The sequence below is a fragment of the Streptomyces sp. NBC_01476 genome, from assembly GCF_036227265.1.
Lineage (GTDB): Bacteria > Actinomycetota > Actinomycetes > Streptomycetales > Streptomycetaceae > Actinacidiphila.
Genome location: NZ_CP109446.1, coordinates 466998 through 490375, shown reverse-complemented (window position 1 = coordinate 490375; position 23378 = coordinate 466998). Strand labels below are relative to the sequence as shown.

Genomic DNA, 23378 nt, shown 5'->3' with positions numbered 1-23378 from the left:
CCGCGGGACCGGCGCTTGTCGGCTCAGTCACGGCCGGACGCCCAGAGCAGCGCCTGGCGGACCAGGGTGCGGACCGGGGGTTCGCCCCAGGAGCGCATGTCGTGGCCGAGGGCCAGATAGACCACCCGCCCCGCGCCGGCCTCGCGGGCGTACAGCACCGGAATGACGGCGCCGTCCGCCCGGTGCCGCTGCGCGAGCACCGTCACGTCCTGGTCCGCCAGCTCGAACTCGTAGTACTCGTCGAAGAGTTCGAAGTCGCTCACCCCGCTGGTGATCGGGTGGTCGGCGACGATCTCGATGGTGTGCCGCCCCTCGTGGTGGCCGGGGCCGTGCGAGAGGTAACGGTTGCCGAGCAGTTCGAACAGCGGCCGGTCGGCCGGGTCGAGCCCGTCCCCCTGCCAGCCCATGATGTTGGCGCCGTGCACCCCCACCAGCCCCTTGCCGGCCCGGACCGCGTCGGACAGCGCCTGCTGCTGCTCCGTCGCGAAGTGCCCGCCCGCGGTGTAGAAGAGGTAGACGTCCGCCTCGGCCGTCTCAGGCCGTGGATCGACGAAGCGGCTGGTGCCCATGGCCTTGCGGGTGGCGAAGCCCGCCTCGACGCCCAGCTGCTGGAAGACTCCGGCGGCGCTGAGCAGATCGTGGTGGATGTCGTCGCCGTTCACGACGACCATGGCTCTCGGCGTCGAGAGGTGTGGCATGGCTCTCCTCGCGGGTGCGCGTGGAACAGGAACAAGGGGCTGGATCGGGGGCGCTCAGCGCCGGGGTGCTCAGACCGGCTTCAGCCGCAGGGCGACGACAGGGTTGGGCACCGGGCTGAAGTAGGGATTCTGCGGAGAGGGGAACCCGGTCGCCTTCGCGGTGCTCCAGTTGCCGTAGCTGCCCCAGTAGAACATCGGGATCCAGGGCAGGTTGTCGACGAAGATCTTCTCGATCCCGTCGAGGATCTGCTGCCGCTGGGCGTCCGTGGTGGCCTTGGGGAACTCCTTGAAGAGCTGCGCGGCCTCGGCGTTCTGGAACCGCTCGATGTTCTGGAAGGTCGGCGTGGCCTTCCCGATCGGGTAGTACAGGTTCGGGTTGATCGTGTCGTTGTAGTACGAGAAGGCACGCGGTGCGGAGTTGACCGGATAGCCCATCGTGGAGTCGAAGTCGCCCTTGGAGGTGATGGTGTTGATGTCGTTCACCGTGGTGGTGTCGATGTTCAGCTTGATGCCGATGTCCTTGAGCTGGGACACCAGCACCTGCACCCGGGAGGCGATGTCGGTGTACGCCGACGGGAAGCTGATCGAGAACTCGACCCGCTTGCCGCCCTTGCGGTAGTAGCCGTCGCCGCCCTTGGTGTAGCCGGCGTCGGTGAGCGTCTTGTGCGCCTTGGCCACGTCCTGGGTGAAGTTGACGCCCTGGAGCGCGGGGGAGACCGACGCGGCGTACGCGGGCATCGGCAGCCCGGTGACGCTGGTGGCCTGCGGCGAGTCGGTGGCCGCGCCGACCTGCTTGCGGTTCACCCCGAGGCTGATGGCCTGGCGGACCGCGAGGTCGCTGAGCGGCCACCGCTCCAGGTTGGGGATCAGACCGTCGGTACCGGCCAGCGGCGCCCAGTAGTTGTAGTGCTTGCTGCGGCTGAGATACGTCTTCTCGGCGTTGGCGATGTACGTGCCGCCCCAGTCCGCCTGGCCCTGGACGAGCGCGTTCGTCATGCTCTCGTTGTCCTTGTACGCCACGAACTGCAGCGCCTTGATCTGCGCCTTCGGCTGCCAGTAGTCCTCGTTGCGGATCAGCGTGAAGCTCTGCGCGGAGAACTTGTCCAGCTTGAAGGGGCCGGTACCGACCGGGGTGTCGTCGGTGTACTTCGTCGGGTCCTTCACCTTGGACCAGATGTGCTGCGAGACGATCGGCGCGGACACCACATTGGTGAAGAACTGCTCGGACGGCACCGGGAAGGTGAACACGACCTGGGTGGGGCTGGGCGCGGTGACCGAGGTGAAGTCGACGCCGAGCAGATTGAGTCCGGGGTTCTTCTTCAGCATCGTGTACGTGAAGACCACGTCGTCGGCGGAGAACGGTGTGCCGTCGGTCCACTTCACACCGGACTGCAGATCGAGCGTGAGGGTCTTGTTGCCGTTCGACCAGCGCCAGGCCTTGGCCAGCCAGGGGATGTCATGGCCGATGTTCACGGTGTTGATCTGCACCAGCGGCTCGTAGATGAAGCCGCCCTGACCCTGCGAGGTGTAGGTCAGGCCCTGCGCGGTGTTGGCGAGGAACGGGTTGAAGACCTTGGTGAGGTTGTCGGACTGGCCGGCGACGGTGAGCGTGCCGCTGCCACCGCCCGAACTGCCCCCCGCCGACGGCGAGCAGCCGTAGAGGGCGAGGGTTCCGGCGCCTGCCAGGGCGCTTGCGAGAAGGCCGCGTCTCGTCATGCCTGACGCGATCGGCGACTGCGAAGTGGTCACGTGCGTCTGCTCCTTGGAAGTAGGGAGAGCGGAAGAAGAACCTCGGGGGGCGGCGGGTGGCCCCGGCGGATCAGGAAACGGGGGCGGTCAGGCCCGCGACGGCCTCGGCGTTCTCGGCCCGCTTGGCGCGGGCCTCCGGGTCGTCGGCGTAGAGCCAGCACCGGGCGGTGTGGCCGGCGGAGAGGTCGAACGGCTCGGGCGCCTGGGTCTTGCACCGCTCCATCGCGTACGGGCAGCGCGGGTGGAAGCGGCAGCCGGCCGGCGGGTCGATCAGGCTGGGCGGCTGCCCGATGTCGCGGACCCGGTCCGCGCCGGCCCGCGACGGGTCGGGCGCGGAGGCGATCAGCAACTGGGTGTACGGATGCGCGGCCTGCTGGGTGACCGCCTCCGACGGTCCGCTCTCCACGACCTGGCCGGCGTACATCACCGCGGTGTCGGCGGCGAAGTAGCGCGCGGAGGCGATGTCATGGGTGACGTAGAGCATCGCGGCGTTGCGCTCCTCGGTGAGGCGGCGCAGCAGGTTGAGGATGCCCAGCCGGATGGAGACATCGAGGCTGGAGACGGGTTCGTCGGCGAGGAACACCTCGGGGTCGGCGGCGAGCGCACGGGCGATGGAGATGCGCTGCAGCTGTCCGCCGGACAGTTCGTGCGGGTACTTCTCGGTGAACTGCCGCGGCGGCATCAGGTTGATCTGGGTCATCAGGTCGTCGATGACCGCGGTCTGCTCCTTGCCGCGCTTGCCGGGCTGGTGCAGCGCGACGGCCCGCTTCAGGGTGCCGGCGATGGTCGCCACCGGATTGAAGGACGCGAACGGGTCCTGCAGGATCAGCTGCACCTGGCGGACGTGTTCGCGGAACGCCTTTCCGCGCATCGCCCTCACCGGCTTGCCGTGCAGCCGCACCTCCCCGCCGGTGAGCGGGTAGAGCTGGGCCAGCAGCCGGGCCAGGGTCGACTTCCCGGAGCCGGACTCACCGACCAGCGCGGTGATCCGCCCCGCGTACAAACTCAGCGACACGTCCTCCACGGCGTGCACCACCTTGCGGGTGGCGCCCCTCTTGGGAAGCCCGCCGCGCACCGGGAAGTACTTGGTCACGTGGACGGCTTCGAGCACGGGCTGCGGCCCGTCCGTGGCACCGCCGGTGGTGGTCGCCTCCCCGGCCGTCGTCTCAGCGCTCATCGTGTCTCACCTGTCGCCAGTTCGTTCGGGGTGGTCTCGGAGTGCGCACCGGCGGCACTCGCGTCCGCGGCCGGCTTCGCGTCCGTGTGCAGCAGGCAGGCCGCCAGCGAGGTGCTGCCGCCGGGGCCGCTCACCTGGTAGAGCCGCGGCACCTGAGCGGAGCAGGCGTCGAAAGCGTGCGGGCAGCGGGGCCGGAAGGCGCAGCCGCTGGGCAGCCTGCGCAGGTCCGGCGGGGACCCGGCGATGCCGGTCAGCTCCCGCTTGGGCCCGCCGAGCGTCGGGAAGGAGGCGAGCAGCCCCCGGCTGTAGGGGTGCTGCGGGCGCCGGTAGAAGTCGTCGGCGGCCGCCATCTCGACGATCTTGCCGCCGTACATCACGGCGATGGTGTCGGAGAGTTCGATCAGCAGGGACAGGTCGTGGGTGATGAAGACGACCGAGAAACCGAGCCGGTCCTTCAACTCCATGATCTTCTCGATGATCTGCCGCTGGATGACCACGTCGAGCGCGGTGGTGGGCTCGTCCATGACGATGATCTCCGGGTCGAGCGCGAGCCCGACCGCGATCATGGCCCGCTGCCGCATCCCGCCGGAGAGTTCGTGCGGGTAGGAGTTGGCCCGGTCCGCCGGGATACCGACGATGCCGAGCAGCTCGATCACCCGGGCGGCACGCTCCTGGGCGTTCATCTTCGGCCGGTGGGCCACGATGACGTCCTCGATCTGGGCGCCGATCCGCAGGATCGGGTTGAGCGCGTGCATCGCCGACTGGAAGACGATGGACAGCTCCTCCCAGCGGAAGCCCCGCAGTTCGGCGTCGTCCATGGCCAGGACGTCGACGGTGCTGCCGTCCGGCTTGGTGTAGTGGATCTCGCCCTGGGAGATCTCGGCCGGCGGCTTGTGCAGCCGGGTGATGGCGTAGGCGAGGGTGGACTTGCCGGAGCCGGACTCACCTGCGATACCGAGCACTTCGCCGCGCCGCAGGGTGAACGACACATCGCTGACCGCGGGGGTGCTGCCGTCCTCGCCGACGTAGTCCACCCGCAGATTGCGGACGTCGAGCACGACGTCGGTGCTGTCCTGGGTGAACGGTGTCGCCGCCGGGCGCCGGACCACCGGGCCCTGGCGCTTGACGCGCCGCGCCCGCTTCACCGACACCTGACCGCGCTGGGCCTTCTTGGTGCCGATGCCGGCCTGCCGCAGCCGCGGGTTGATGAACTCGTCGATGCCGAAGTTGACCAGCGACAGAGCCGTACCGAGCACCGCGATCGCCAGTCCCGCGGGCACGAACCACCACCAGGCGCCGGTCAGCAGCGCGCTGCCGGTCTGCGCCCAGTACAGGATCGTTCCCCACGACCACTGGGTGACGTCGGCGAGACCGAGGAACGCCAGGCTCGCCTGAGTGAGGATGGCGAAGTTGACCGTGCCCAGGAAGGAAGCCGCGATCACCGCCACCTGGTTGGGCAGGATGTCCTTGAGGATGATCCGCCAGGTCGGCTCGCCGGTGGCCCGGGCGGCTTCCACGAAGTCCCGTTTGCGCAAGGACAGGGTCTGGGCGCGGAGCACCCGGGCGCCCCAGGCCCAGCCGGTGATGGTGATGACCAGGATGATGCCGAGCGAACCGCTGTGCGGCAGGTACGCGGCCAGGATGATGGTCAGCGGCAGGCTCGGCAGCACCAGGAACACATTGGCCAGCAGCGACAGCAGTTCGTCGCCGATGCCGCCGACGTATCCGGCCGTCACCCCGACCCCCACCGACAAGATGGTGGTGATCACGGCGGCGCCGAGGCCGACCAGCATGGACGCGCGGGCTCCGTAGAGCATCTGGGACAGGACGTCCTGTCCGTTCTGGGTGGTGCCCAGCCAGTGCGAGCCGGACGGTCCGACCAGTGCGTTGTCACTGACCGTCGACGGGTCGTACGGCGAGATCCACGGCGCGATCACGGCCAGCACGATGAAGATCAGCACGATCGCCAGACCGATGATGGTCATCGGCGAGCGCAGCAGACGCAGCCACAGGCGGGTGGGGCCTTGCGAGGACTCCGCGGGGCTGCCCGGGTCGGCGAGGGCAGTTGCTTGCAGGGCCATGATCAGCTCTCCCTCGTCCTCGGGTCGAGGAACACATACGCGATGTCCGCGATGAGGTTGGCGACGAGTACCAGCACGGTGATCAGCAGGAAAATCGCCGACATCAACGGGTAGTCGGCCGCCTGCGCGGCCTTGAACAGCACCGAGCCGATGCCGGGGTAGTTGAAGACGACCTCGGTGACGATGGAGCCGCCGATGACGAAGCCGAGGGACATCGCGAAGCCGGAGAAGGAGGGCAGCATCGCGTTGCGGGCGGCGTAGGTGTACATCACCCGGCGCTTGGACAGGCCCTTGGCCTCGGCGAGCCGGACATAGTCCTCGCTCAGCGTGGTGACCATCATGTTGCGCATGCTGATCAGCCAGCCGCCGACCGACGCGATGGTGATGGTCGCGGCCGGCAGGACCGCGTAGTTGATCGCGCTGCCGATGAAGCCGCCGTTGAGCCCGATGCTCTGGTCCAGTGCGTAACCGCCGGAGAGCGGGAACCACTTGAGCGAGATGGCGAAGACGTACACCATGATGATCGCGAACCAGAAGTACGGGATGGACGACAGGAAGGTCGTGATCGGCACCAGCGAGTCGAGCCAGGTGCCGCGTTTCCAGCCGGCCAGCATGCCCAGCGAGGTGCCGATGACGAAGCCGAGCACCGTGCAGATGGTGACCAGGATCAGCGTCCAGTACATGCTCTGCCCGAGGACCGTGCTCACCTTCGACGGGTAGTACGCGTACGAGATGCCGAAGTTGCCGGTGAACACGCTGTGCCAGTAACTGACGTACTGCTGCCAGAGGTTCTGGTGCGACTGGCCGAAGAGCACCCGCAGGGCGTGCACCGCGGACGGGCTGAGCTTGCCGTGGAACTGGTTGATCAGGTTGTCCGCCGGGTTGCCCGGCATGATCCGCGGGATGACGAAGTTGAGACTGATCGCCGCCCATGCCGTCAGCAGATAGAAGGCGATCTTCCGGAGAAGTGTGCGCACGGGTCAGTCCCCTTCACGATCGGGTCGACAGGCCCAGCGGGCGGCGCGCCGCACGAGTTGGCGCATGGCGGGCTCCCCCCAGATCCGCATGTCGTGGCCCAGTTGGATGTAGCAGACCCGGCCGGCTCCGTACTGGCGGGCGTGGACCAGCGGTTCGGGCCCCGCCTCGGTCTCCCGCCAGGCGACGACCCGCACATCGGCCGATGTGGCCAGCCGGTAGTGCTCGTGGGTCACCTCGAACGGCGCGATCCCCGCGGTCAGTTCGTGGTCCGCGTCCAGCCGCACCTCGAACCGGCTCTCGTGCGGCGGGGGTCCGTGGGACACATAACGGCTGCCGATCAGATCGGCCAGCAGCCGGTCGGCCTCGTCCAGGCGCTCCGGCGGCGAGGCGAGCACCGTGGTGGAGTGCAGTGCGACCAGCCCGCAACCGCCGTGGACCGCCCGGGCCAGCCCCTCGCGCTGCCCGGCGGTGAACCGGCCCAGCGCGGTGTAGAGGACGATCACATCCGCTTCGGCCGCGCCGTCCAGCGGGGCGGTGCCCAGGCTGGTACGGGTCGCGTACCCCTCGTCGGTCAGCGCGCCCTGCAGCGCGGAGGCGGCGGTGAACAGGTCTTCGTAGACATCGTCCCCGCTGATCACGGCGAGGGCGGTGGACCTGGCGACCGGGGCGCGGGCGACGGAGACATGGCGGGGCTGGGATATCTGCATGCGGAGGCTCGATTCAGTAGGTGGAGCGCAGTTCACCGGTAGGGCTCCAGAAGCCCTCCGCTCGCCCGCTGATCAGGGCGTTGTCCATGCGGTCCAGCGGCAGCGGCACACGCCGCCGGGACCTGCTGCTCTCATAGGTGGCGAAGATCAGTTCAGCGCCGCGCAGCCCGTGCTCCGCGTGCAGCGCCGGCCGCCGGCCGGTCCGCAGTGCCGCGACCAGATCGCGGATGGCCTCGGCGGTACCGGCGACGATCGAGGGATCCACCGCGTGGTCCCAGGTACTGCTGTCGGTGTTGAACGGCGACTCCCGCACCAGGTCGTCCTTGCCGAAGCGCCGCGCCACGACGCGTGCGCCCCGGATGTCGGCCCGGCCCTGGGTGCCTTGGACGATCAGTCCGAGGTCGTTCTCCAGGTGGAGTACGGGGGTGTGCGGTGCGCGCCCGGTGGAGACGACCGCCCGCACCCCGTCCGCCCAGCCGACCTGCGTCAGTGAGGCCGTCTCGGTGAAGACGCCGTACACATACCGGTCGACGGAGGCGTCGATCTGGCCGAGCACCCACTGGGGGGCGGCGTCGTGGCGGTGGAAGAGGATGAGGTCGAGGATGTGGGTGCCCCAGTCGAAGAGATTGGGGCAGTAACCCTCGACGGTCACCACGTCCCCGATCTCACCCTGGGCGATCCACTCCCGGGCCTGGCGCTGGAGAGGGTCGAAGCGCCGCTGGAGATTGAAGGTCAGCTGGACCCCGGCGCCGGCGGCGGTGGCCGTCATCTCCAGGGCTTCGCCGTAGGTGAGCGCGATCGGCTTCTCGCAGTGGACCGCCCGGGCCCCGGCCGCGATGGCCGAGCGGACCACCTCGGGGTGGAACGCCGGGGGTGTGCAGACGCTGACGATGTCCGGCCGGGTCGCCGCGAGCAGGTCGTGGACGTCACGGTGGACCGCGGGGATGTCCAGTTCTCCGGCGAGCGCCTCGGCGGAGGACAGGTCCACGTCCGCGACGCCGGTCAGTGTCACTCCGGGGGCGGCGAGGTAGCCGAGAGCGTGCACCCTGCCCTGCGAACCCGCTCCGACCACCACCGCCGAAAGGTTCTCGACGCTCTCGGTGGCGGTTTCCGCAGCATGTTCCATGGCTGACCCCTCCTCTCCGGACCGTTCTGATGGTGTGCCAAACGCATACCACTTGCCGACATCTTAATACGAACGGCGATCCTGTCTAGAGGTTGATGAGGAGGTAACGCGGCGGAAACTCGCCCTCCTATTAGCCACTTTGCCTACAAAAAGGGACATAGAAGACAGGCGAATCCGGCCAAGGACGGGCCGAACCAATGCTTACCACTTAGAACCAGATGGCTACACTGACCAGCACCACTCAGACAGGAGACTCGTATGAAGATCAGTCAGCTTGTCGGCCCTCGCACCTCCGAGGTCGTCTCCGCGGACGACCCGGTCCCCGCGGACGACCAGGTGCTGGTGGAGGTCGTGGCCTGCGGGGTGTGCACCTCGGACATCGGGCCGTGGCTCACCCACGACAAGGGCGCAGACCCGGTGCGGCTCGGTCATGAGATGGTCGGCCGGGTGGCCGCCGCGGGGCGCCACGCGGGACGGTGGCAGCCGGGCGACCTGGTGACCGGTCTGGGCGGTGACGGCTTCGCGACCCTGGCGGTGATGGACGCCAACGCGATCCTGCCGGTGCCGGCGGGCATAGAGCCGGCGCACGCCATCGGCGAGCCCGTCGCGGACCTGGAGGAGGCCCTGTCCCGTACCGGCATCCGCGCCGGGGACCGGGTGGCCGTGGTGGGCCTGGGCTTCATGGGACTCGGACTCGTCCAGCTCGCCAAGCGGCACGCGCCCGGCCTGCTCGTCGGCGTCGACCCCGACCTGGCCCGCCGGCAGCGGGCCCTCGCGCTCGGCGCCGACCTGGTCTTCGCCCCGGACGAACTGCCCGAGGAGTACCGCACGGCGACCAGCCGGGGCACCGACGCCCGGCTGTCCATCGTGCTGGAGGCGACCGGGGTCACCCCCGGCCTCAAGACCGCGGGCAGCCTGGTCCGCCCGTTCGGCACCCTGTGCGTGGTGGGCTATCACCACACCGGCGACGCGATGATGGACATGGACCTCTGGTACAAGGCCGTCACCGTGGTCAACGGTTTCTGTCCCGACCGCACCCGCTTGATGGGCGCCATGCGGGAGACCCTCGACCTCATCGCCGAGCGGCGGTTCAGCTACGAGCCGCTGATCACCCACCGGTTCGGCCTCGACGGCATCGACGAGGCGTTCCGCACCATGGAGGAGAGCGGGCCGGACTTCGTCAAGGGCGTCGTGCTGTTCTGAACGGCCTGATCCTTCTGAGCGGCGTGACCGGCGTGACCGGCGCGGCCTGCTTGACCTGCCCTACGACCGCGCGAACGACGTACGCAGCCGGTAGCGGTCGCCCGCGTACTGGATCGTCGAGACGAACAGCGGCTCCTGATGGGCGCTCAAGGCGAGCTGGCGCATGACGAGCACCGGGTCGCCGGGTGCCAGATCGAGGTGCTCGGCCGCCCGCTCGTCGGCCTTGGTCGCCTCGATGGTGCTGTCGGCCCTGACAGGTTCGACGCCCGCCGCTTCGAGCGTCGAGTACAGCGACCGGTCCCGGAAGTCGGCCTGCCCGATGTCCGGGACCAGGGCCTGCCGCAACAAGGTCAGATCAAGCGCTATCGGAACCCCGTCCAGCAACCGCACCCGCTCCAGCCGGAAGAGCGGGGTCCCCGGCGCGATGCCCAGCTGCTCCGCCTCGTCGATGGTCGCCGGGCTCGTCTCGGCCCGCAGCACCTTCGAGTTCGAGGTGAGCCCCATCCGGGCCGCCGTCTCGCTGAAGGACTCCAGGCTGTTGGGCCACTCCTTCTTCGCGGTCTGCGCCACGTACCAGCCACGCCCGTGCGAAGGGCTCAGCACACCCGCCTCGACCAGGCTGCCCAGCGCCTTGCGCAAGGTCACCCGGCTGATCCCCAGCTGCCGGCACAGCTCGCGCTCCGGCGGCAGCCTGCCACCCGGCTGGAGCACTCCGCGGTCGATCTCCCCGCGGATGACATTGACCGCCTGGATCCACAACGGCTCGGGATATCCCGGCAGTACGGCTCCTGAGACCTCGGGTGAGTCATTCATACGGTGGAGGCCCCCATGGTGATCCGCTCCGGTGAACAAGCGCGGATCACCTTAGCTTCACCGGCCACTCCCTGGCCAGAACCGGCTACACGGGGTGGCGGCACCCGCCGCCGGGCCGGCCGGCCCGCGGTCCCGGCGGCGCCGGCGGGTGGGGGCGGCCGGCCGCCGGCTCAGACGGTGGGCAGCGTGCCGCCGTCGATGACGTACTCCGCGCCGGTGATCCAGCCCGCCCGGTCCGACGCGAGGAAGGCGATGAGCTCCGCGACCTCCTGCGGGCTGCCGGTGCGGCCCATCGGGATGCCGCCGAGCGAGTCCATGATCAGCCGGCGGGCGCCCGCCCGGTCGGTGCCGGTCGCCTCGGCGGTGTCGTCCATCAACTGCTGCGCGCCCTCGGTCTCGATGAACCCGGGCAGCACCCGCACCACCCGTACCCCGGCGGGTGCCAGCTGCGTGGCCAGCCCCTTGCTGTAGTTGCTCAGCGCGGCCTTCGCGGCGGCGTACGGCATCGGCCCGCTCATCGGCAGCGCCCGCGCGATCGAGGTGACGTGCAGGATCACACCCGAGCCCTGGTCCACCATGAGCGGGGACAGCGCACGGTCCAGCCGGACCGGTGCGAGCAGATTGAGGTCGAGGTTCCGCTGCCAGTCGGTGTCGTCGAAGGAGGCCGCGGCGCCGGAGGTCGTGTCGGCACCACCGGCGTTGTGGACGATCACGTCGATGCCGCCGAACGCTTCGAGCACACCGTCCACGACGTCGCGCACCCCCGGTTCGGTGCTGATGTCCGCCGCGACGAAGAGATCGAGAGCGGCGGGTACACCGCCGGCCGGCTTGGACCGTGCCGTGGTCGCCACCCGCGCGCCCTCACCGGCCAACCGGTCGACGATCGCTGCACCGATACCCTTCGATCCGCCGGTGACCAGTACCCGCTTGCCCGCAAGGGATGCCGTCGACATGACTGTCGCCTCCGTGATCCGTGATCCGTGGTTACGGCCGGTCCGATTCCGGCCGTGCAACCACCGTCGGCCTTCCCGTCAGGGGAAGGTCAAACGGGAGACCGCGGAGGTCAGCGGTTCTGCCAGTCGCCACTGGTGATGCGCCGGCCCGAAGCCTCCAGCTCGGCCGCGGTCCGCGCGGTGGCGAGATACACCCACGCGGTGACCGACGCGCCGTTGGTGGTGCGCACCTCACGGGCGACCCGCTCGACGGCCGCGCCGGGATTGCCGGGGGAGTAGTCCATCATCTGGTCGAGACCGGCCAGCATCTCGTCGTACACATCGTCCGGGACCTGGATCGCCTCGCCCCGCACCCGCCCTCCGTTCGGTTTGGCCACCGCGCACGGGAAGTCCGGTCCCTCGTAGAGCTCGGCGTCGTGCAGGACGGCCGGCAGCTCCGAGGTCGCCAGGCCGCGGAACATCCAGCTGTGCTCGGTCGTGCCAGGACGCAGCGTGCCGTAGACGAAGAAGGGCCACTGTCCGGGACGGGGCTCATCCATGAGCGGTGCCCCCTGCTGCCACGACCCGGCCGGCGGCCGGCCCCGGACGACACCGGCGAGTACGGAGGACATTCACGAGGACTCCTTGCTGGAGGGCCGACTTGCGGGGCACGACCGGCAGCCGAGGAGGATGCCGCACGCCGGGTACCGCCGCGGACGCGAAGAGGCAGCTGCCGACGCCCGCGCCTTTCGGGCAACCGTAAAGTCCGTGAGCGCCGCAGCCGTAAAGTGACGCGCCGGGAGATCGCGCGCGGCCCGGCGGCCTATTCGGCGGCTTCGGCCGGTTGCGCTGGTTGGGCCGGTTGCGCCGCTTCGGCCTGTTCCGCCCGTCCGGCAGACCCCCTCGGCGGCCGGGCCGGGAGGTCCGCCTCGGCGAGGCCGGCCGGGGCGGCCTGCCGCCAGGAGTCGACCAGGATCACGTACAGCTCGTCGAGCCCGTCCAGCGCCGCCAGTCTGGCCCGCACCCAGGAGGAGTTGGCCTCATGAGGAGGCACCCAGAACCTCTCCGGCTCCGCGGCGATCAGCTCGTCCCGCTCGTACCGGGGGTAGCGCACCGCGAAGGACGTGCCGTCGCCCGGGACCGTGACGAACATCCGCCCGGCGACATGGAAGGTGGGATGGTTCCACAGCTCCTTCTCCACCGTCCCGGGCAGGGACAGGGCGATCCGACGGACGTCGGAGGAGTCGAGCATGGAGGCGGCCTTCGATCGGCGGGGCGGTTCTGCCCGGACGCTAGCAGCACGCCGCCGCGCGGGCCCGTTCGCCTGCCGTACCTTGCCGCACCTTGTCGCATGTTGCCGCGCGGGCGCGGATGATACCGGCTGGAGCGCTGTCGTGCGGCGTGGAACGCCGCACGATGACCCGTCCGTGGGTGACGACTTGCCGGTCTCTGCGGCACAGATCAGCATGAGGGGGCAGGAGATCGACCTCCGTTCTCCGGAAAGGTCGGGGACATGGGCCTTTACTTCGCGAACGCGATCGACGATCTGGTCGTTGACGCGCTGGCCGGCTTCTGCCGGGCGCACGGTCAGATGGTGAAGTGGGAGGAGCACGACGGCTACGTGCGGGCCTTGCGGTCCGCGCCGTCTCGCCGGGTGGGCCTGGTGTCCGGCGGCGGGTCGGGGCACGAGCCGCTGCACATCGGCTACGTCGGGACCGGCATGCTCGACGCGGCCTGTCCCGGGCGGATCTTCGCCTCGCCGCACAACCGGCAGATCTTCGAGGCGTCCCGGGCGGTGGCCCGTGAGGACGGCGTCCTCCATCTGGTGAAGAACTACACCGGCGACAAGATCAACTTCGGTATCGCCGCCGAACGGCTGGCCCGGGAGGGCATCCCCTGCGCGCGGGTCCTCATCGACGACGACGTGGCCTCGGACTCCGAGGAGGTGGCGACCGGCCGCCGCGGCACGGGTGCGACCGTGCTGGTGGAGAAGATCCTCGGCGCCGCCGCCGACAGCGGGATGGGCCTGGCCGACCTGGCCGCCCTCGGCACCGACGTGGTGAGCCGCTGCCGCAGCCTCGCGGTGGCCTCCGCCGCCCACACCTCGCCGGCGACCGGGCGGCCCGCCTTCGACCTGCCGGCGGGCGACATCGAGTACGGCGTCGGCATCCACGGCGAACGCGCCCGGCGGACCCTTGTCGAGCGGCCGTTGCGCAAACTGGCCTCGGACATGGTGGGCACCCTCGCCGACACCCTGGGTGTCGGTGCCGGGACCCCGGTCTTCGTTCTGGTCAACGGCCTGGGCGCGGTCACCCGGATGGAGCTGTACGCCGTCCTGAACGAGGTGGTGCCGGCGCTCGACGACCGCGGCGCGGTCACCGAACGCACCATGGTCGGTGACTTCGTGACGGCCCTGGACATGCGTGGCTTCTCGCTGACCCTGATGGTGGCGGACGAGGCCACGCTCGCCTATTACGACGCACCGGCCCGTACCCCGGCCTGGTGCTGACCCAGCCCCGCACCGCGACGCCCCCCGGCGCGGCTCCGGAGCATCCGGACCGGCCCTGAGACCACCGGAAGAGGCAGCCATGTCCGTACGACCCGAATCCGCGTCCACCGACGGCTGGATACGACGCTTCGCGGCCTCCGCGGCCGCGACCGAGGCGGAACTGACCGCCTTGGACCAACAAGTCGGCGACGGTGACTTCGGCACCAACCTGCTGGCGGGCCTGGATGCGACCCTGCGCCGCCTCGACCAGGGCACCGCCCCGGGCGCGGCCGGTCCGCTGGAGGCCGCCGCCGCGGCTTTCCTCGACGAGGTCGGCGGCACCAGCGGCCCCCTGTTCGGCCTGCTCTTCCAGGAGATGGCGGTCGCGGTGGCCGCCGCGGGCGACGCCCTGGACATCGCGGCACTGGCGTCGGGCGCGGGCAACGGGCTGGCGGCCATCCAGCGGGTCGGGGAAGCGTCGGTCGGCGACAAGACCCTGGTGGACGCGCTCGCCCCCGCGGTCATGGCGCTGGGTTCCTTCCCGCCGGCGGCCGACCCGGCCGGGGCGCTGGCCCGTGCGGCGGACGCCGCCTGGGAGGGGGTGGGGAGCACCACGCGGCTGACCGCCCGCCGCGGCCGGGCCAGCTATGTCGGCGACCGGGCGGCCGGCGTCCCGGATCCCGGTGCGGTCGGCATCGGCCTGCTCTTCTCCGCGGCCGCGGGCACCGTGTCGAGTCTGGAGCCGCTGCTGCGGGGACCGGTGCCGGACGACGTCCCGGTGGAGCGGAGCGCCTGACGGCTGCCTGAGGCACCGCCCACGGTTCACGCGGGCAGCTGCCGGGCCACCCGCTTGCTCGCCCACTCGAAGACGTCCGGCTGGTCGAGCGAGGCGACCCACAGGTCGACGCTCGCCGCGACCTCCTCGCCCGGCCACGGGCCGACCCCCAGGACCCGCAGGCCGGCCCGGACGGCCGCCTCCACCCCGCAGGTGGAGTCCTCCACCGCGAGGGCGTCGGCCGGCGCGGCCCCGCAGTACCTGGCCGCGGTCAGGTAGACGTCCGGGTACGGCTTGGGGCGGTTGTTCTCGTCGGGGACCACGATGTGGTCGAAGTAGCCCCGCAGCCCGGCGTGGCGCAGGCAGCTCTCCACGACGTCACGCGGGCAGTTGCTGGCGACGGCGAGCGGGGCGAACTTCGCCGCGTTCGCCACCAGCTCGCGGGCGCCGGTCATGGTCTGCGGGTTCCGCTCCACCAGGGTGCGGAAGTGTTCGAGCAGGCCGGACGTCAGCTGCTCGCCGAGCTCGGGGCGGCCGGATTCGTCGGCCATGAGCCGGCCGCATTCGGTGTAGTGCAGGCCCTTGCTGCGCTCGGCGAAATCCGGGGCCGGAGTGACCCCGAAATCGCGCATCACGAGTTCGCGGGCGTCCTGCCAGTGCCGTTCTGTGTCCATGAGAGTGCCGTCGCAGTCGAAGACGATCGCTGCGGGAGTCCAGTTGAGAATGCGATGAGAGGTCATCACAGGAGATGTCCGTTCGGGAATGCCTGGAAGCGCCGGTACGGGATGCCGTGTGCATACGGCTGCCGGCCGGCGCGCCGAAGATTCAGGCAGGCGCGGGCCCTCGGTGGACACAGCCGCAGAAAAGGCGTTTTGGCGTCCACCAAGAACATATCGATCATTACGTTATTGACCGATGCAGAGGGTAGTCAAGCCCTCTCAAGGAGTAACTATTGGTGTCGGCTGTATCCGAGGACCCCGTAGGCGGAGTATTCGGCGCCCTGCAGAACCCGGAAGACACAGGTGCGGTGGTACGCCACGGACTCGACACGCGCGGGCGGCGCGAACTCGGTGAAGCGGGTTGCCACCAGGCGTGCGCTGGTGGGACGGGTCAGCCTGCCGTCGCTTGCTGCCGCGGCCGCCTGACGCGCCGACTCCAGCAGCACCATCCCGGGCACGTGATCGGTCGGATGATCGAAGAAGAAGGGGTGATGGGGGTCAGCCGGCTCGACCGCCAGAGCGTCACCCATTCGGGTGATTAGCACGTCGCGCCCGTCGGCGACGGCCAGCGTCGCGGGTTCGGGACGTCCACCGGCCGCCGGGGGCGACTGCTGTTGCGGCGGTGCGTCCGCCCGCAGAGCGGCGTAGCGCTGTGCTGCGACGAAGCGGACACCGCCGCCGGACCGGGCGAAGATGTCGCCGCCGGCGAGGTAGGTGACGTCGAGCCGCATGCCGTTGACGTCGCCGTGGGTGCCCCGGTGGAGGTCGCTCACCTCGACCCGGCAGGTGACCTCGGTGCAGCCCTGGGCGGCCCGCGGCTCGCGGCCCGCCGTCAGGGTGTACTGCAGATCGGTGATCAGCAGGTGGCTTGTCCGCGGGACGCCGAAGTACCGCAGCGGCACGTAAATGCCCAACTGGCGCATGGTCTCCACCAGGATCAAAGGGCTGTGCAGATCGCTACCGTCGCGCGGAAACGTCGTATGCGATCGCGGCCAGCTGGCCGCGGCCTCGAAACCACCGGTCCGGTCCGGGCGAACGTCCGTAAGGAGCACTTCGGCGACGGACGTGCGGTGCACCAGTTCGCGGGGGACCGTTTGTGACCGGCTCAGTGAACGGTCATGCCCGGAGACATCTTCGACCGAATCTTTCATACAATAAGAAGAACTCACGCTTTGCCGATACGCATGCGCAATTGCTTCGCGGATGTTACTGGAGGCAGTACATTGCCTGCCGTTGGTAACGATGCGGCATCGGAGTGAGTGTGCAGGTACGTGCGGAGACGACCCGGGGGTTTCTTGTGGAAGCCGCCGCGAAATTGTTCGACGAACGCGGATATGCCGGGACGAGCATCAGCGACATCAGCGCCCTGTCCGGCCGTACCAGTGGAGCGATCTACTTCCACTTCGCCGGCAAGGAGAAGCTGGCGCTGGCCGTGGTCGAGGCGCACTTCGCCGCCTGGCCGACGCTGATCGGCGACGCCCGGGCGGAAGACAGACCGGCCCTGGAGAAGCTGGTCGAACTGAGCTTCACGGTGGCCAGGGCCTTCCGGGACGACGTCATCGTCCGGGCCGGATCACGGCTGTGGATGGAGCGCAAGGCCATCGACGCGCAGCTGCCCACCCCGTTCATCGGCTGGATCGAGGTGGTGACCGAACTGCTGGAGGAGGCGGCCCGCAGGGGTGAACTCGCCACCGGGGTCGACCCGGTCATCGCGGCCCCCGGCATCGTCTACGCCTTCTTCGGGCTGCACACCGTCTCCGACGCCCTGGACGGCCGCGACCGCATCGAGGAACGGCTGCACGACCTCTGGCTGCTGCTCCTCGTGGCCCTGCAGGAAACCCCCGACCCGGCCTCCCTCCTCGCCCGTGTCCACGTCACCCGCGCCGCCCGCGAGACCGCCGGGGCACCCGCTTAGCGGCGGCCCGCCGGCCGGGCGGGCCGGCGGGCTAGTGGGAGGAACGGATGCGCAGGGAGCCCTCGGCGGCGAGGTGGTCCCGCACGGTGGCGCGGGTGAGGGTCGACGCCGTGTGCACGATGCTGGCGATGGCGTCCTGGGGGTCGAGCCCGTGCAGGTCGGTCAGGCTGAAGAGCGCCTCGGCGCTGACCACGACCGCGAGATCGTTCTTCAGCTGGGCCAGCGCCGCGGGGTCGGTGGCGCCGAGGGTCCGGGCCAGCGGTGCCAGCGCGTGGTCGATCAGGCCGAAACGCAGGCCGGGCCGGGTGACGCCGCCGGCCGCCGGCCGGACGACGGTGGCCGCGATCATGGCGCGGACCACGCCCTGCCGGGCCAGGACGTGCCGCAGCAGGAACTCGGTGGCGACGGCGACGCGTTCCACCGCGTCGTCCGATCCCGCGACCGGTTCCAGTGCCTCCTCCGGGGTGGGCAGCTGCCCCGCGATGGCCTCCTGCAGCAGGCTGGCGAGGTCCGGGAAGTAGCGATAGGCGGTGGCCTCCGAGACCAGGGCCGTCCTGGCCACCTCGGGCATGGTCACTTCGCGGCCGGTGCGGCTCAGCTCGGCCGCGGCCTGCACGATCGCGGTACGGGTGCGCAGCTTCTGGTTGGCGCGGCCGTCCGTGCTCGGCGATGTCATCGGTCCACCTCTCGTCCGCAATCGCTAGCGAGTGCGCTCCCATGATGAGAGTCTGCTTGCGTCGTACGACGCAAGCACTCTACAGTCATGAGAGCATACTCTCACAAAGGAGTCCACTATGAACGAGGCCGTGATCGTCGCCCCGGAGGGTGGTGAGGTGATCGAGCTGGGTCCGGCCCGGATACGCATCCTGGAGGACGGTGGCACGACCGCGCACCGGCTCGGCATCGGGGAGATCACGCTCGCCCCGCACAGCGCCGGCCCGCCCCAGCACCGTCACGCCGAGCACGACGAGGGCTTCTACGTCGTCTCCGGCACCGCGCGGTTCACCGTCGGACACACCGATCACGACGCGCCGGCCGGCACGCTCGTGATGGTGCCGCCCGGCGTCCCGCACACCTTCGCCAACCCCGGCGACGAGCCGGTCGTGATGGTCAACACCTTCACCCCGGATCTGTATGTGCGGTACTTCCGGGACCTGCGGGACGCTCTGGCCGGAGGCCGGGAGGTGAGCGCGCAGACCACCGCCGAGGTGATGGGCCGTTACGCGACGACGCCGGCCACCGACTTCGCCTGACCGACTGCCGCCGGTCCGCCGCGCATCGGAGCCCGGTGGCTCCAAACGCGCGGCGGGTCGGACCGGATGATCAGGCGGTCTCGGACGGCTTCACGACGGTGTCGACGAAGTCACCGATGGCGCCGAGGGTGAGTCCGGCCTGCTCGATGTGCGGGAAGTGGCCGGCTCCGGGGACCTGCACGAAGTGGCCGTCGGGGAAGGACGCCGCATAGCCGCGACCGTACTCCAGGGGTGAGATGCCGTCCTGTTCACCCCAGACGACGAGGACCGGCACGGTGACCCGGTGCAGGCGGCCGCGGAGCTTGGGGTCATGGGTGAACTCCGGTCCCGCGTATGTGGCGAGCGTCTGCTGGTTGGCGGCCATCACGGCCCGCTGCTGGTCGGTGAAGGAGGAGAAGTCGGGGCGGAAGGCCGGGTTGGCGAAGGAGAGTCCGCTGATGCCGGCGGGGGCGAGACCGCGGGTGTCGACGACCTCGTTGCCGTCCTCGCCGTGGATGCCGACGGCGTTGAGGAGGGTCAGGCAGCCGATCCGGCCGCGGGTGTCGCGCAGGGCCATTTCCGCGGCGATCCAGCCGCCGACGGAGTTGCCGATGACCATGACCCCGGTGAGGTCGAGGGTGTCGAGCAGGTCGAGGTAGGCGATCGCGAGGTCGGCGACGGAGTCGGTCCCTTCCGGGCGGGGCGTGCCGTCGAAGCCGGGGTGGGTGGGGGCGATCACGTAGGCGTGCTCGGAGAGTGCGGAGGCCAGGCCGGCCACCGTGCGGGGGCCGGCGCCGCCGTGCAGCAGCAGCACGGCGCTGCCGTCGGTGTTGGTGCCGAACTCGTCGATGGTGAGGGTGAGGCTGTCGGTGAGGTCGACGGTGCGGGAGGTGTGGGTGGCGGTGGGGGTGCTCATGATGGGCGTTCCTCTTTCGTAAGAGTTGACTCGCATGAATATAGGCGGCTCGCACCCCATCGTGCAAGTCGACTCTCACGACGAGGGTCGGCCACTGTTTCCGGCTGGCGAACGCAGGGCTCAGGAGGCGTCGGACTCCCCGGAGCCGGAGCCGGAGCCGGAAGCGGATTCGGAACCAGAGGCGGCCAGGTGCCGGTCGAAGGCGGTCATCAGCAAGACCAGGACGCCGATGCCGATCAGGATGAGGGCGACATGCCGCAGCCCGGTGTCGTCGACGTGGGTACGGAAGGCGACGCCGGTGATGGTGGAGGCGGCGATCGAGCCGATGTAGCCGAAGGTGCGCAGCAGTCCGGAGGCGGTGCCGACCTTCTCGGCCGGGGACTCCTTGTACAGGGCCGTCTGATTGGTGACGTTGCTCGATCCGGACGTGAGACCGAAGAGCGCCGTCACCGCGATGATCGCGATGACGGGGCTGTGGCTGGTCAGGAAGAGGGTCGCGACCGCCCCGGCCAGCATGAAGACCGCGGCGGCGATCAGCGGCCGGTGGATGGCCTGCCGGCGGGAGACGACCCGTGCGGCGGCCGCGGAGAGCAGGCCCATCGGGATGAGGATCAGTCCCGCTTCGTAGGCCGACAGGCCGTGCGCGGCCTCCATCCACTGGGTGAGCCCGTACAGGATCACGTAGGTCCCGAGCAGGGTGAGTCCGTAGCGGACGTACGTGCGGGTCAGCGCCAGGTTCGAGGCCAGCAGCCGGATGTCCAGGAACGGGTTGGCGGCCCGCAGTTCCCACCGGATGAGCGCGGCGGCGACGGCTGCGGAAGCGCCGAGGGCGATCCACTCGGGGTGGGGGAGGGCGAGCAGGAAGACCAGCAGCGCCGTCATCGTGCCGCCGAAACCGATCACGCCGGCCAGGTCGATGCGCCGGATCACCTCACGCGCCGGGCGCCCGCTGATCCGGTCCGGGTCCCTGGCGATCCAGCGCAGCGCCATCACGAAGGCGACGGCGGCGACGGGGACGTTGATGAGGAAGGCGGCCCGCCAGTTGAACCAGCCCACCAGCAGCCCGCCGATGGTGGGGCCGATCGCGACCGTCGCGGCTCCGGCGATGGCCAGGCCGCCCAGCACGCTGCCGGGCGGCGACGCCAGGCCGACGGCGGTCGCCCGCCTCCGGATCAGCAGCATCGCCGAGGGATAGCCGGCGGACGTGCCGAGTCCGATCAGGACCCGGGCGGCGACCAGGGTGGGCAGGTTCTGGGCGGTGCCGCCGAGGATCCCGCCGGCCAGCACGATGACGATGCCGACCAGGAACACCCGCCGCGGGCCGAACTCCTCGGAGAGCCGGCCGGCGGTGGGCTGCGCTATCGCGCTGGTCAGATAGAGGCTGGAGATCAGGATCGAGGTGCGGCCCACCGGAACGCCCATGGCGGCGGCGATCGACACCAACGCGGTCGCGATCACCGAACTGTTGATGGGGTTGAGGGCGGACCCGATGAACATCGGCGCGACGAACCGTGGTCCGAACGGACGGTCCACGACAGGCGTACGTGCTGTGGCGGTGGCGCTGTCGGACACATCCATGGGCGGCGGCCTTCCCTGTGGTCATCGGACCGCGCACAGCCGCGCGAACTGGTCATCCACGCAATGCGCAGGCTACCTGTCAAAATATAGCAGGCAGCCTGCCTATCCCGTAGGCTGGCCCCATGGTCAGCGGATCAGAGCGGGCACCCAAGGCAGCCACCGAGCTGATGCAGGCGATGACCCGGCTGCGCGCCCGGCTGCGGACGGAATCCGCTCCGGGCGAGATGCCGTGGACCTGGTCGCAGCTGATGACGCTGGCGCGGATCGTGAGGGAGGGCCCGACCACGACCAGTGCGCTGGCCCAGGCCGAACACGTGCGCCGCCAGTCGATGGCCGAGACGGTCGCGGTGCTGCGCGCCAACGGCCTGATCACGTCCGACCAGGATCCGAACGACGGCCGGAAGACGCTGATCAGCGCGACCCGCGAAGGACAGGTGCTCTCCGCGACGATCCCGGCCGCACGGGAGGCATGGCTCGTCGCGGCGATCGGCGACCTCCTCGACCCGGAGGAGCAGCAGACCCTGCTGAAGGCCGCCGCGATCATGAACCGGATCGCCGACAGGACCTGACCGGTTCCGGACCTGACCGGGCCGCGGGGCCGAGGTGCCGGGCCCCGCGGCCCGCAGAGCAGTGGCCGGCGGCCCGCAGCGGCTCCTCGACGCCCCAAGACGCGCCGCCCTGGGCCGGGCGCCAGGTCCCAGGCGGTGCCGGCCGCCATCAGTGACAGCCCGATCCGGTAGGCCGCCTCGCGGGTGTTGTTGACGCTGCGGCGCCGCGCCGGGGTCATGCGGACACTCATGCCGTTTCTCCCTGATCGTCCCCCTGGTCGGACAGCCTGGGACGGTGGGGCCGGGGACGGTGGGGCCGGGGCGCGCTGCTTATCAGCCAATCCCCGGCTTGGCCAAGTCATTACCCAGCGAATGCCCGATGCGGTAAACCTCCCGGCGGGTTCATACGTTCGTGAGGCATGACGCTTCCGCAGACCAAGCCATCCGAGTCCGCAGCGCCCACCGTCCCCACGGAATCCGCCGCCGAGTCCGCCGCCGAGTCCGCCGCCGAATCCATCGCCGGAGCCGGCGTCCAGTCCGCCGCCGGGTCCATCGCCGGGTCCATCGCCGGAGCAGCCGCCGAGGCCGCCGCCCCGGCGCAACGTGCCGCGGAGCCCGCCGCGGCCACCGGAATACCCAGGGCGCCCCTGCGCAAGTACCGCGACGTCGCGCCCGAAGGCGACGTCCCCACCACCCGTACCACCGGCCTGCATCCCGACTTCTGGTACCCGCTCGCCCGCTCACGGGACCTCAAGGCGGGCAAGACGCTCGCGGTGAAGTTCGCCGGCACACCGATCGTGCTGGTCCGGCCGCGCAGTGGCGCGCCCTACGCCCTGGAGGACCGCTGCGCCCACCGCCAGGTCCCGCTGAGCATGGGCGTGGTGAAGGACGAGCAACTGCTCTGCGGCTACCACTGCTGGGCGTACGACCGCACCGGCGCCTGCGTGAGCATCCCGTACCTGGACCGCGGGCGGACCCTCCCCAACGGTGTGCGGAACTACGCGTGCCGGGAGGCGTACGGCTTCGTCTTCGTCTTCACCGGCGACCAGACCCTCGCCGAAGGCACACCCATGCCGGAACTGCCGTCGTACTCCGACCCGCGGTACAAGGCCCGGGTGCTCGACCGCGACATCGCCTGCCACTACTCCTTCATGCACGAGAACCTGATGGACATGAACCACCAGTTCCTGCACCGCAGCCTGATGGGCCGGATCCGGGCGAAGCTGCTGGACGTCCGCGAGGGCGAGGACTGGCTGGAGGCCGACTACTCCTTCTCCCGCACCGAGGGCAAGCAGTCGCTGGGCGAGCGGTTCATCATCGGCAGCGGCAACACCGACAAGTACGCCGACCTGATGACGATACGCACCGGCTACCCGTATCAGACGCTGCGCTACTGGACCGACGGCGATCGCGACGAGCCGCCCGCGCTGGACCTGTGGAACGCGTACATGCCCACCGACCGGGAGCAGCGCCACAACCACACCTACGGTCTGATCATGGTGCAGAAGCCTCCGGTTCCCGGGGCCATCCATCTGCTGTGGCCGTTCATCACCCTGTTCACCGAGGCCATCTTCGGCCAGGACCGCGTCATCGTCGAAGCCGAGCAGGGGGCCTACGAGTCCCAGGGCGCGGATCTGAACAACGAGGTCTTCCCCATCATCCAGTCCCTCAAGTCCCTGCTGGCCCGGCGCGGCATACCGCTGCCCGCGGGCGGCAACTGAGCTGTCCGCAGGGCCCGTCGGG

General features: G+C 70.1%; 23 protein-coding genes and 1 pseudogene. 7 read left to right on the top strand and 17 right to left on the bottom strand.

Annotated features, from left to right (window positions below; all coding sequences use genetic code 11):
• Positions 1–23: 23 nt before the first annotated feature.
• The 8 genes and pseudogenes from OG552_RS02150 to OG552_RS02115 form a co-directional block, all read right to left on the bottom strand.
• Positions 24–698 (bottom strand): ThuA domain-containing protein, encoded by a 675-nt coding sequence (locus OG552_RS02150; RefSeq protein WP_329129056.1) that lies wholly within the window; start codon positions 696–698, stop codon positions 24–26.
• A gap of 69 nt (positions 699–767) precedes the next feature.
• Positions 768–2447, bottom strand: coding sequence for an ABC transporter substrate-binding protein (locus OG552_RS02145; protein WP_329129055.1), 1680 nt, complete (start codon positions 2445–2447; stop codon positions 768–770).
• 70 nt (positions 2448–2517) lie between these two features.
• Positions 2518–3624, bottom strand: coding sequence for an ABC transporter ATP-binding protein (locus tag OG552_RS02140; protein ID WP_329129054.1), 1107 nt, complete (start codon positions 3622–3624; stop codon positions 2518–2520).
• Positions 3621–4733 (bottom strand): ABC transporter ATP-binding protein, encoded by a 1113-nt coding sequence (locus tag OG552_RS02135; protein WP_443071130.1) that lies wholly within the window; start codon positions 4731–4733, stop codon positions 3621–3623. Before OG552_RS02135 ends, OG552_RS02140 begins: the two co-directional genes overlap by 4 nt.
• 141 nt (positions 4734–4874) lie before the next feature.
• Positions 4875–5705 (bottom strand): annotated as a pseudogene (locus OG552_RS02130) (ABC transporter permease); the annotation flags it as partial.
• Between the two features lie 2 nt (positions 5706–5707).
• On the bottom strand, positions 5708–6682 hold the full coding sequence (locus OG552_RS02125; protein ID WP_329129052.1) for an ABC transporter permease: 975 nt from the start codon (positions 6680–6682) through the stop codon (positions 5708–5710).
• Positions 6683–6685: 3 nt separating this feature from the next.
• Positions 6686–7390, bottom strand: coding sequence for a ThuA domain-containing protein (locus tag OG552_RS02120; protein WP_329129050.1), 705 nt, complete (start codon positions 7388–7390; stop codon positions 6686–6688).
• A gap of 13 nt (positions 7391–7403) precedes the next feature.
• Complete coding sequence (locus OG552_RS02115) at positions 7404–8516, bottom strand: Gfo/Idh/MocA family protein (RefSeq protein ID WP_329129049.1); 1113 nt, start codon at positions 8514–8516, stop codon at positions 7404–7406.
• 258 nt (positions 8517–8774) lie between these two features.
• Between OG552_RS02115 and OG552_RS02110 the strand changes: the two genes are divergently transcribed.
• Positions 8775–9719 (top strand): zinc-dependent alcohol dehydrogenase, encoded by a 945-nt coding sequence (locus tag OG552_RS02110; RefSeq protein WP_329129048.1) that lies wholly within the window; start codon positions 8775–8777, stop codon positions 9717–9719.
• 60 nt (positions 9720–9779) lie between these two features.
• Here the strand turns inward: OG552_RS02110 and OG552_RS02105 are convergent, their stop codons facing one another.
• From OG552_RS02105 to OG552_RS02090, 4 genes are all read right to left on the bottom strand, one after another.
• A complete protein-coding gene (locus OG552_RS02105) occupies positions 9780–10532 on the bottom strand; it encodes a GntR family transcriptional regulator (protein ID WP_329129047.1) in 753 nt (250 codons plus the stop codon).
• A gap of 170 nt (positions 10533–10702) precedes the next feature.
• Positions 10703–11485 carry an SDR family oxidoreductase gene (locus OG552_RS02100; protein ID WP_329129046.1) on the bottom strand — a complete coding sequence of 261 codons (783 nt, stop codon included), beginning with the start codon at positions 11483–11485 and terminating at the stop codon, positions 10703–10705.
• 110 nt (positions 11486–11595) lie between these two features.
• Positions 11596–12096 carry a gamma-glutamylcyclotransferase family protein gene (locus OG552_RS02095; RefSeq protein ID WP_329129044.1) on the bottom strand — a complete coding sequence of 167 codons (501 nt, stop codon included), beginning with the start codon at positions 12094–12096 and terminating at the stop codon, positions 11596–11598.
• Positions 12097–12287: 191 nt separating this feature from the next.
• The gene (locus OG552_RS02090; RefSeq protein WP_329129043.1) at positions 12288–12716 is read right to left on the bottom strand and encodes an MmcQ/YjbR family DNA-binding protein; all 429 of its coding nucleotides are present in this window, start codon (positions 12714–12716) and stop codon (positions 12288–12290) included.
• A gap of 261 nt (positions 12717–12977) precedes the next feature.
• Here OG552_RS02090 and OG552_RS02085 point away from each other — a divergent pair, with 261 nt between their 5' ends.
• Both OG552_RS02085 and dhaL read left to right on the top strand, forming a co-directional pair.
• Entirely contained in the window at positions 12978–13973 is a 996-nt protein-coding gene (locus tag OG552_RS02085; protein WP_329129042.1) for a dihydroxyacetone kinase subunit DhaK, read from the top strand.
• A gap of 79 nt (positions 13974–14052) precedes the next feature.
• Complete coding sequence (gene dhaL / locus OG552_RS02080; RefSeq protein ID WP_329129040.1) at positions 14053–14748, top strand: dihydroxyacetone kinase subunit DhaL; 696 nt, start codon at positions 14053–14055, stop codon at positions 14746–14748.
• Positions 14749–14774: 26 nt separating this feature from the next.
• Here the strand turns inward: dhaL and OG552_RS02075 are convergent, their stop codons facing one another.
• Together OG552_RS02075 and OG552_RS02070 are read right to left on the bottom strand one after the other, a co-directional pair.
• Positions 14775–15467, bottom strand: a complete 693-nt coding sequence (locus OG552_RS02075; protein WP_329129039.1) for an HAD family hydrolase — start codon at positions 15465–15467, stop codon at positions 14775–14777.
• Between the two features lie 209 nt (positions 15468–15676).
• Entirely contained in the window at positions 15677–16597 is a 921-nt protein-coding gene (locus OG552_RS02070) for a ScbA/BarX family gamma-butyrolactone biosynthesis protein (RefSeq protein ID WP_329129038.1), read from the bottom strand.
• Positions 16598–16707: 110 nt separating this feature from the next.
• Here OG552_RS02070 and OG552_RS02065 point away from each other — a divergent pair, with 110 nt between their 5' ends.
• The gene (locus OG552_RS02065; RefSeq protein WP_329129035.1) at positions 16708–17361 is read left to right on the top strand and encodes a ScbR family autoregulator-binding transcription factor; all 654 of its coding nucleotides are present in this window, start codon (positions 16708–16710) and stop codon (positions 17359–17361) included.
• A 31-nt stretch (positions 17362–17392) separates the two neighbouring features.
• On the opposite strand, the gene OG552_RS02060 is transcribed toward OG552_RS02065, so the two are convergent.
• A complete protein-coding gene (locus OG552_RS02060) occupies positions 17393–18037 on the bottom strand; it encodes a TetR/AcrR family transcriptional regulator (RefSeq protein WP_329129034.1) in 645 nt (214 codons plus the stop codon).
• Positions 18038–18155: 118 nt separating this feature from the next.
• Between OG552_RS02060 and OG552_RS02055 the strand changes: the two genes are divergently transcribed.
• On the top strand, positions 18156–18614 hold the full coding sequence (locus OG552_RS02055) for a cupin domain-containing protein (RefSeq protein WP_329129033.1): 459 nt from the start codon (positions 18156–18158) through the stop codon (positions 18612–18614).
• 70 nt (positions 18615–18684) lie between these two features.
• On the opposite strand, the gene OG552_RS02050 is transcribed toward OG552_RS02055, so the two are convergent.
• The gene (locus OG552_RS02050; RefSeq protein WP_329129030.1) at positions 18685–19509 is read right to left on the bottom strand and encodes an alpha/beta fold hydrolase; all 825 of its coding nucleotides are present in this window, start codon (positions 19507–19509) and stop codon (positions 18685–18687) included.
• Positions 19510–19629: 120 nt separating this feature from the next.
• Complete coding sequence (locus tag OG552_RS02045) at positions 19630–21087, bottom strand: MFS transporter (protein WP_329129029.1); 1458 nt, start codon at positions 21085–21087, stop codon at positions 19630–19632.
• Positions 21088–21209: 122 nt separating this feature from the next.
• Here OG552_RS02045 and OG552_RS02040 point away from each other — a divergent pair, with 122 nt between their 5' ends.
• Both OG552_RS02040 and OG552_RS02035 read left to right on the top strand, forming a co-directional pair.
• Entirely contained in the window at positions 21210–21656 is a 447-nt protein-coding gene (locus OG552_RS02040) for a MarR family winged helix-turn-helix transcriptional regulator (protein WP_329129027.1), read from the top strand.
• A 398-nt stretch (positions 21657–22054) separates the two neighbouring features.
• A complete protein-coding gene (locus OG552_RS02035) occupies positions 22055–23356 on the top strand; it encodes an aromatic ring-hydroxylating dioxygenase subunit alpha (protein WP_329129026.1) in 1302 nt (433 codons plus the stop codon).
• The last annotated feature ends 22 nt before the right edge of the window (positions 23357–23378 follow it).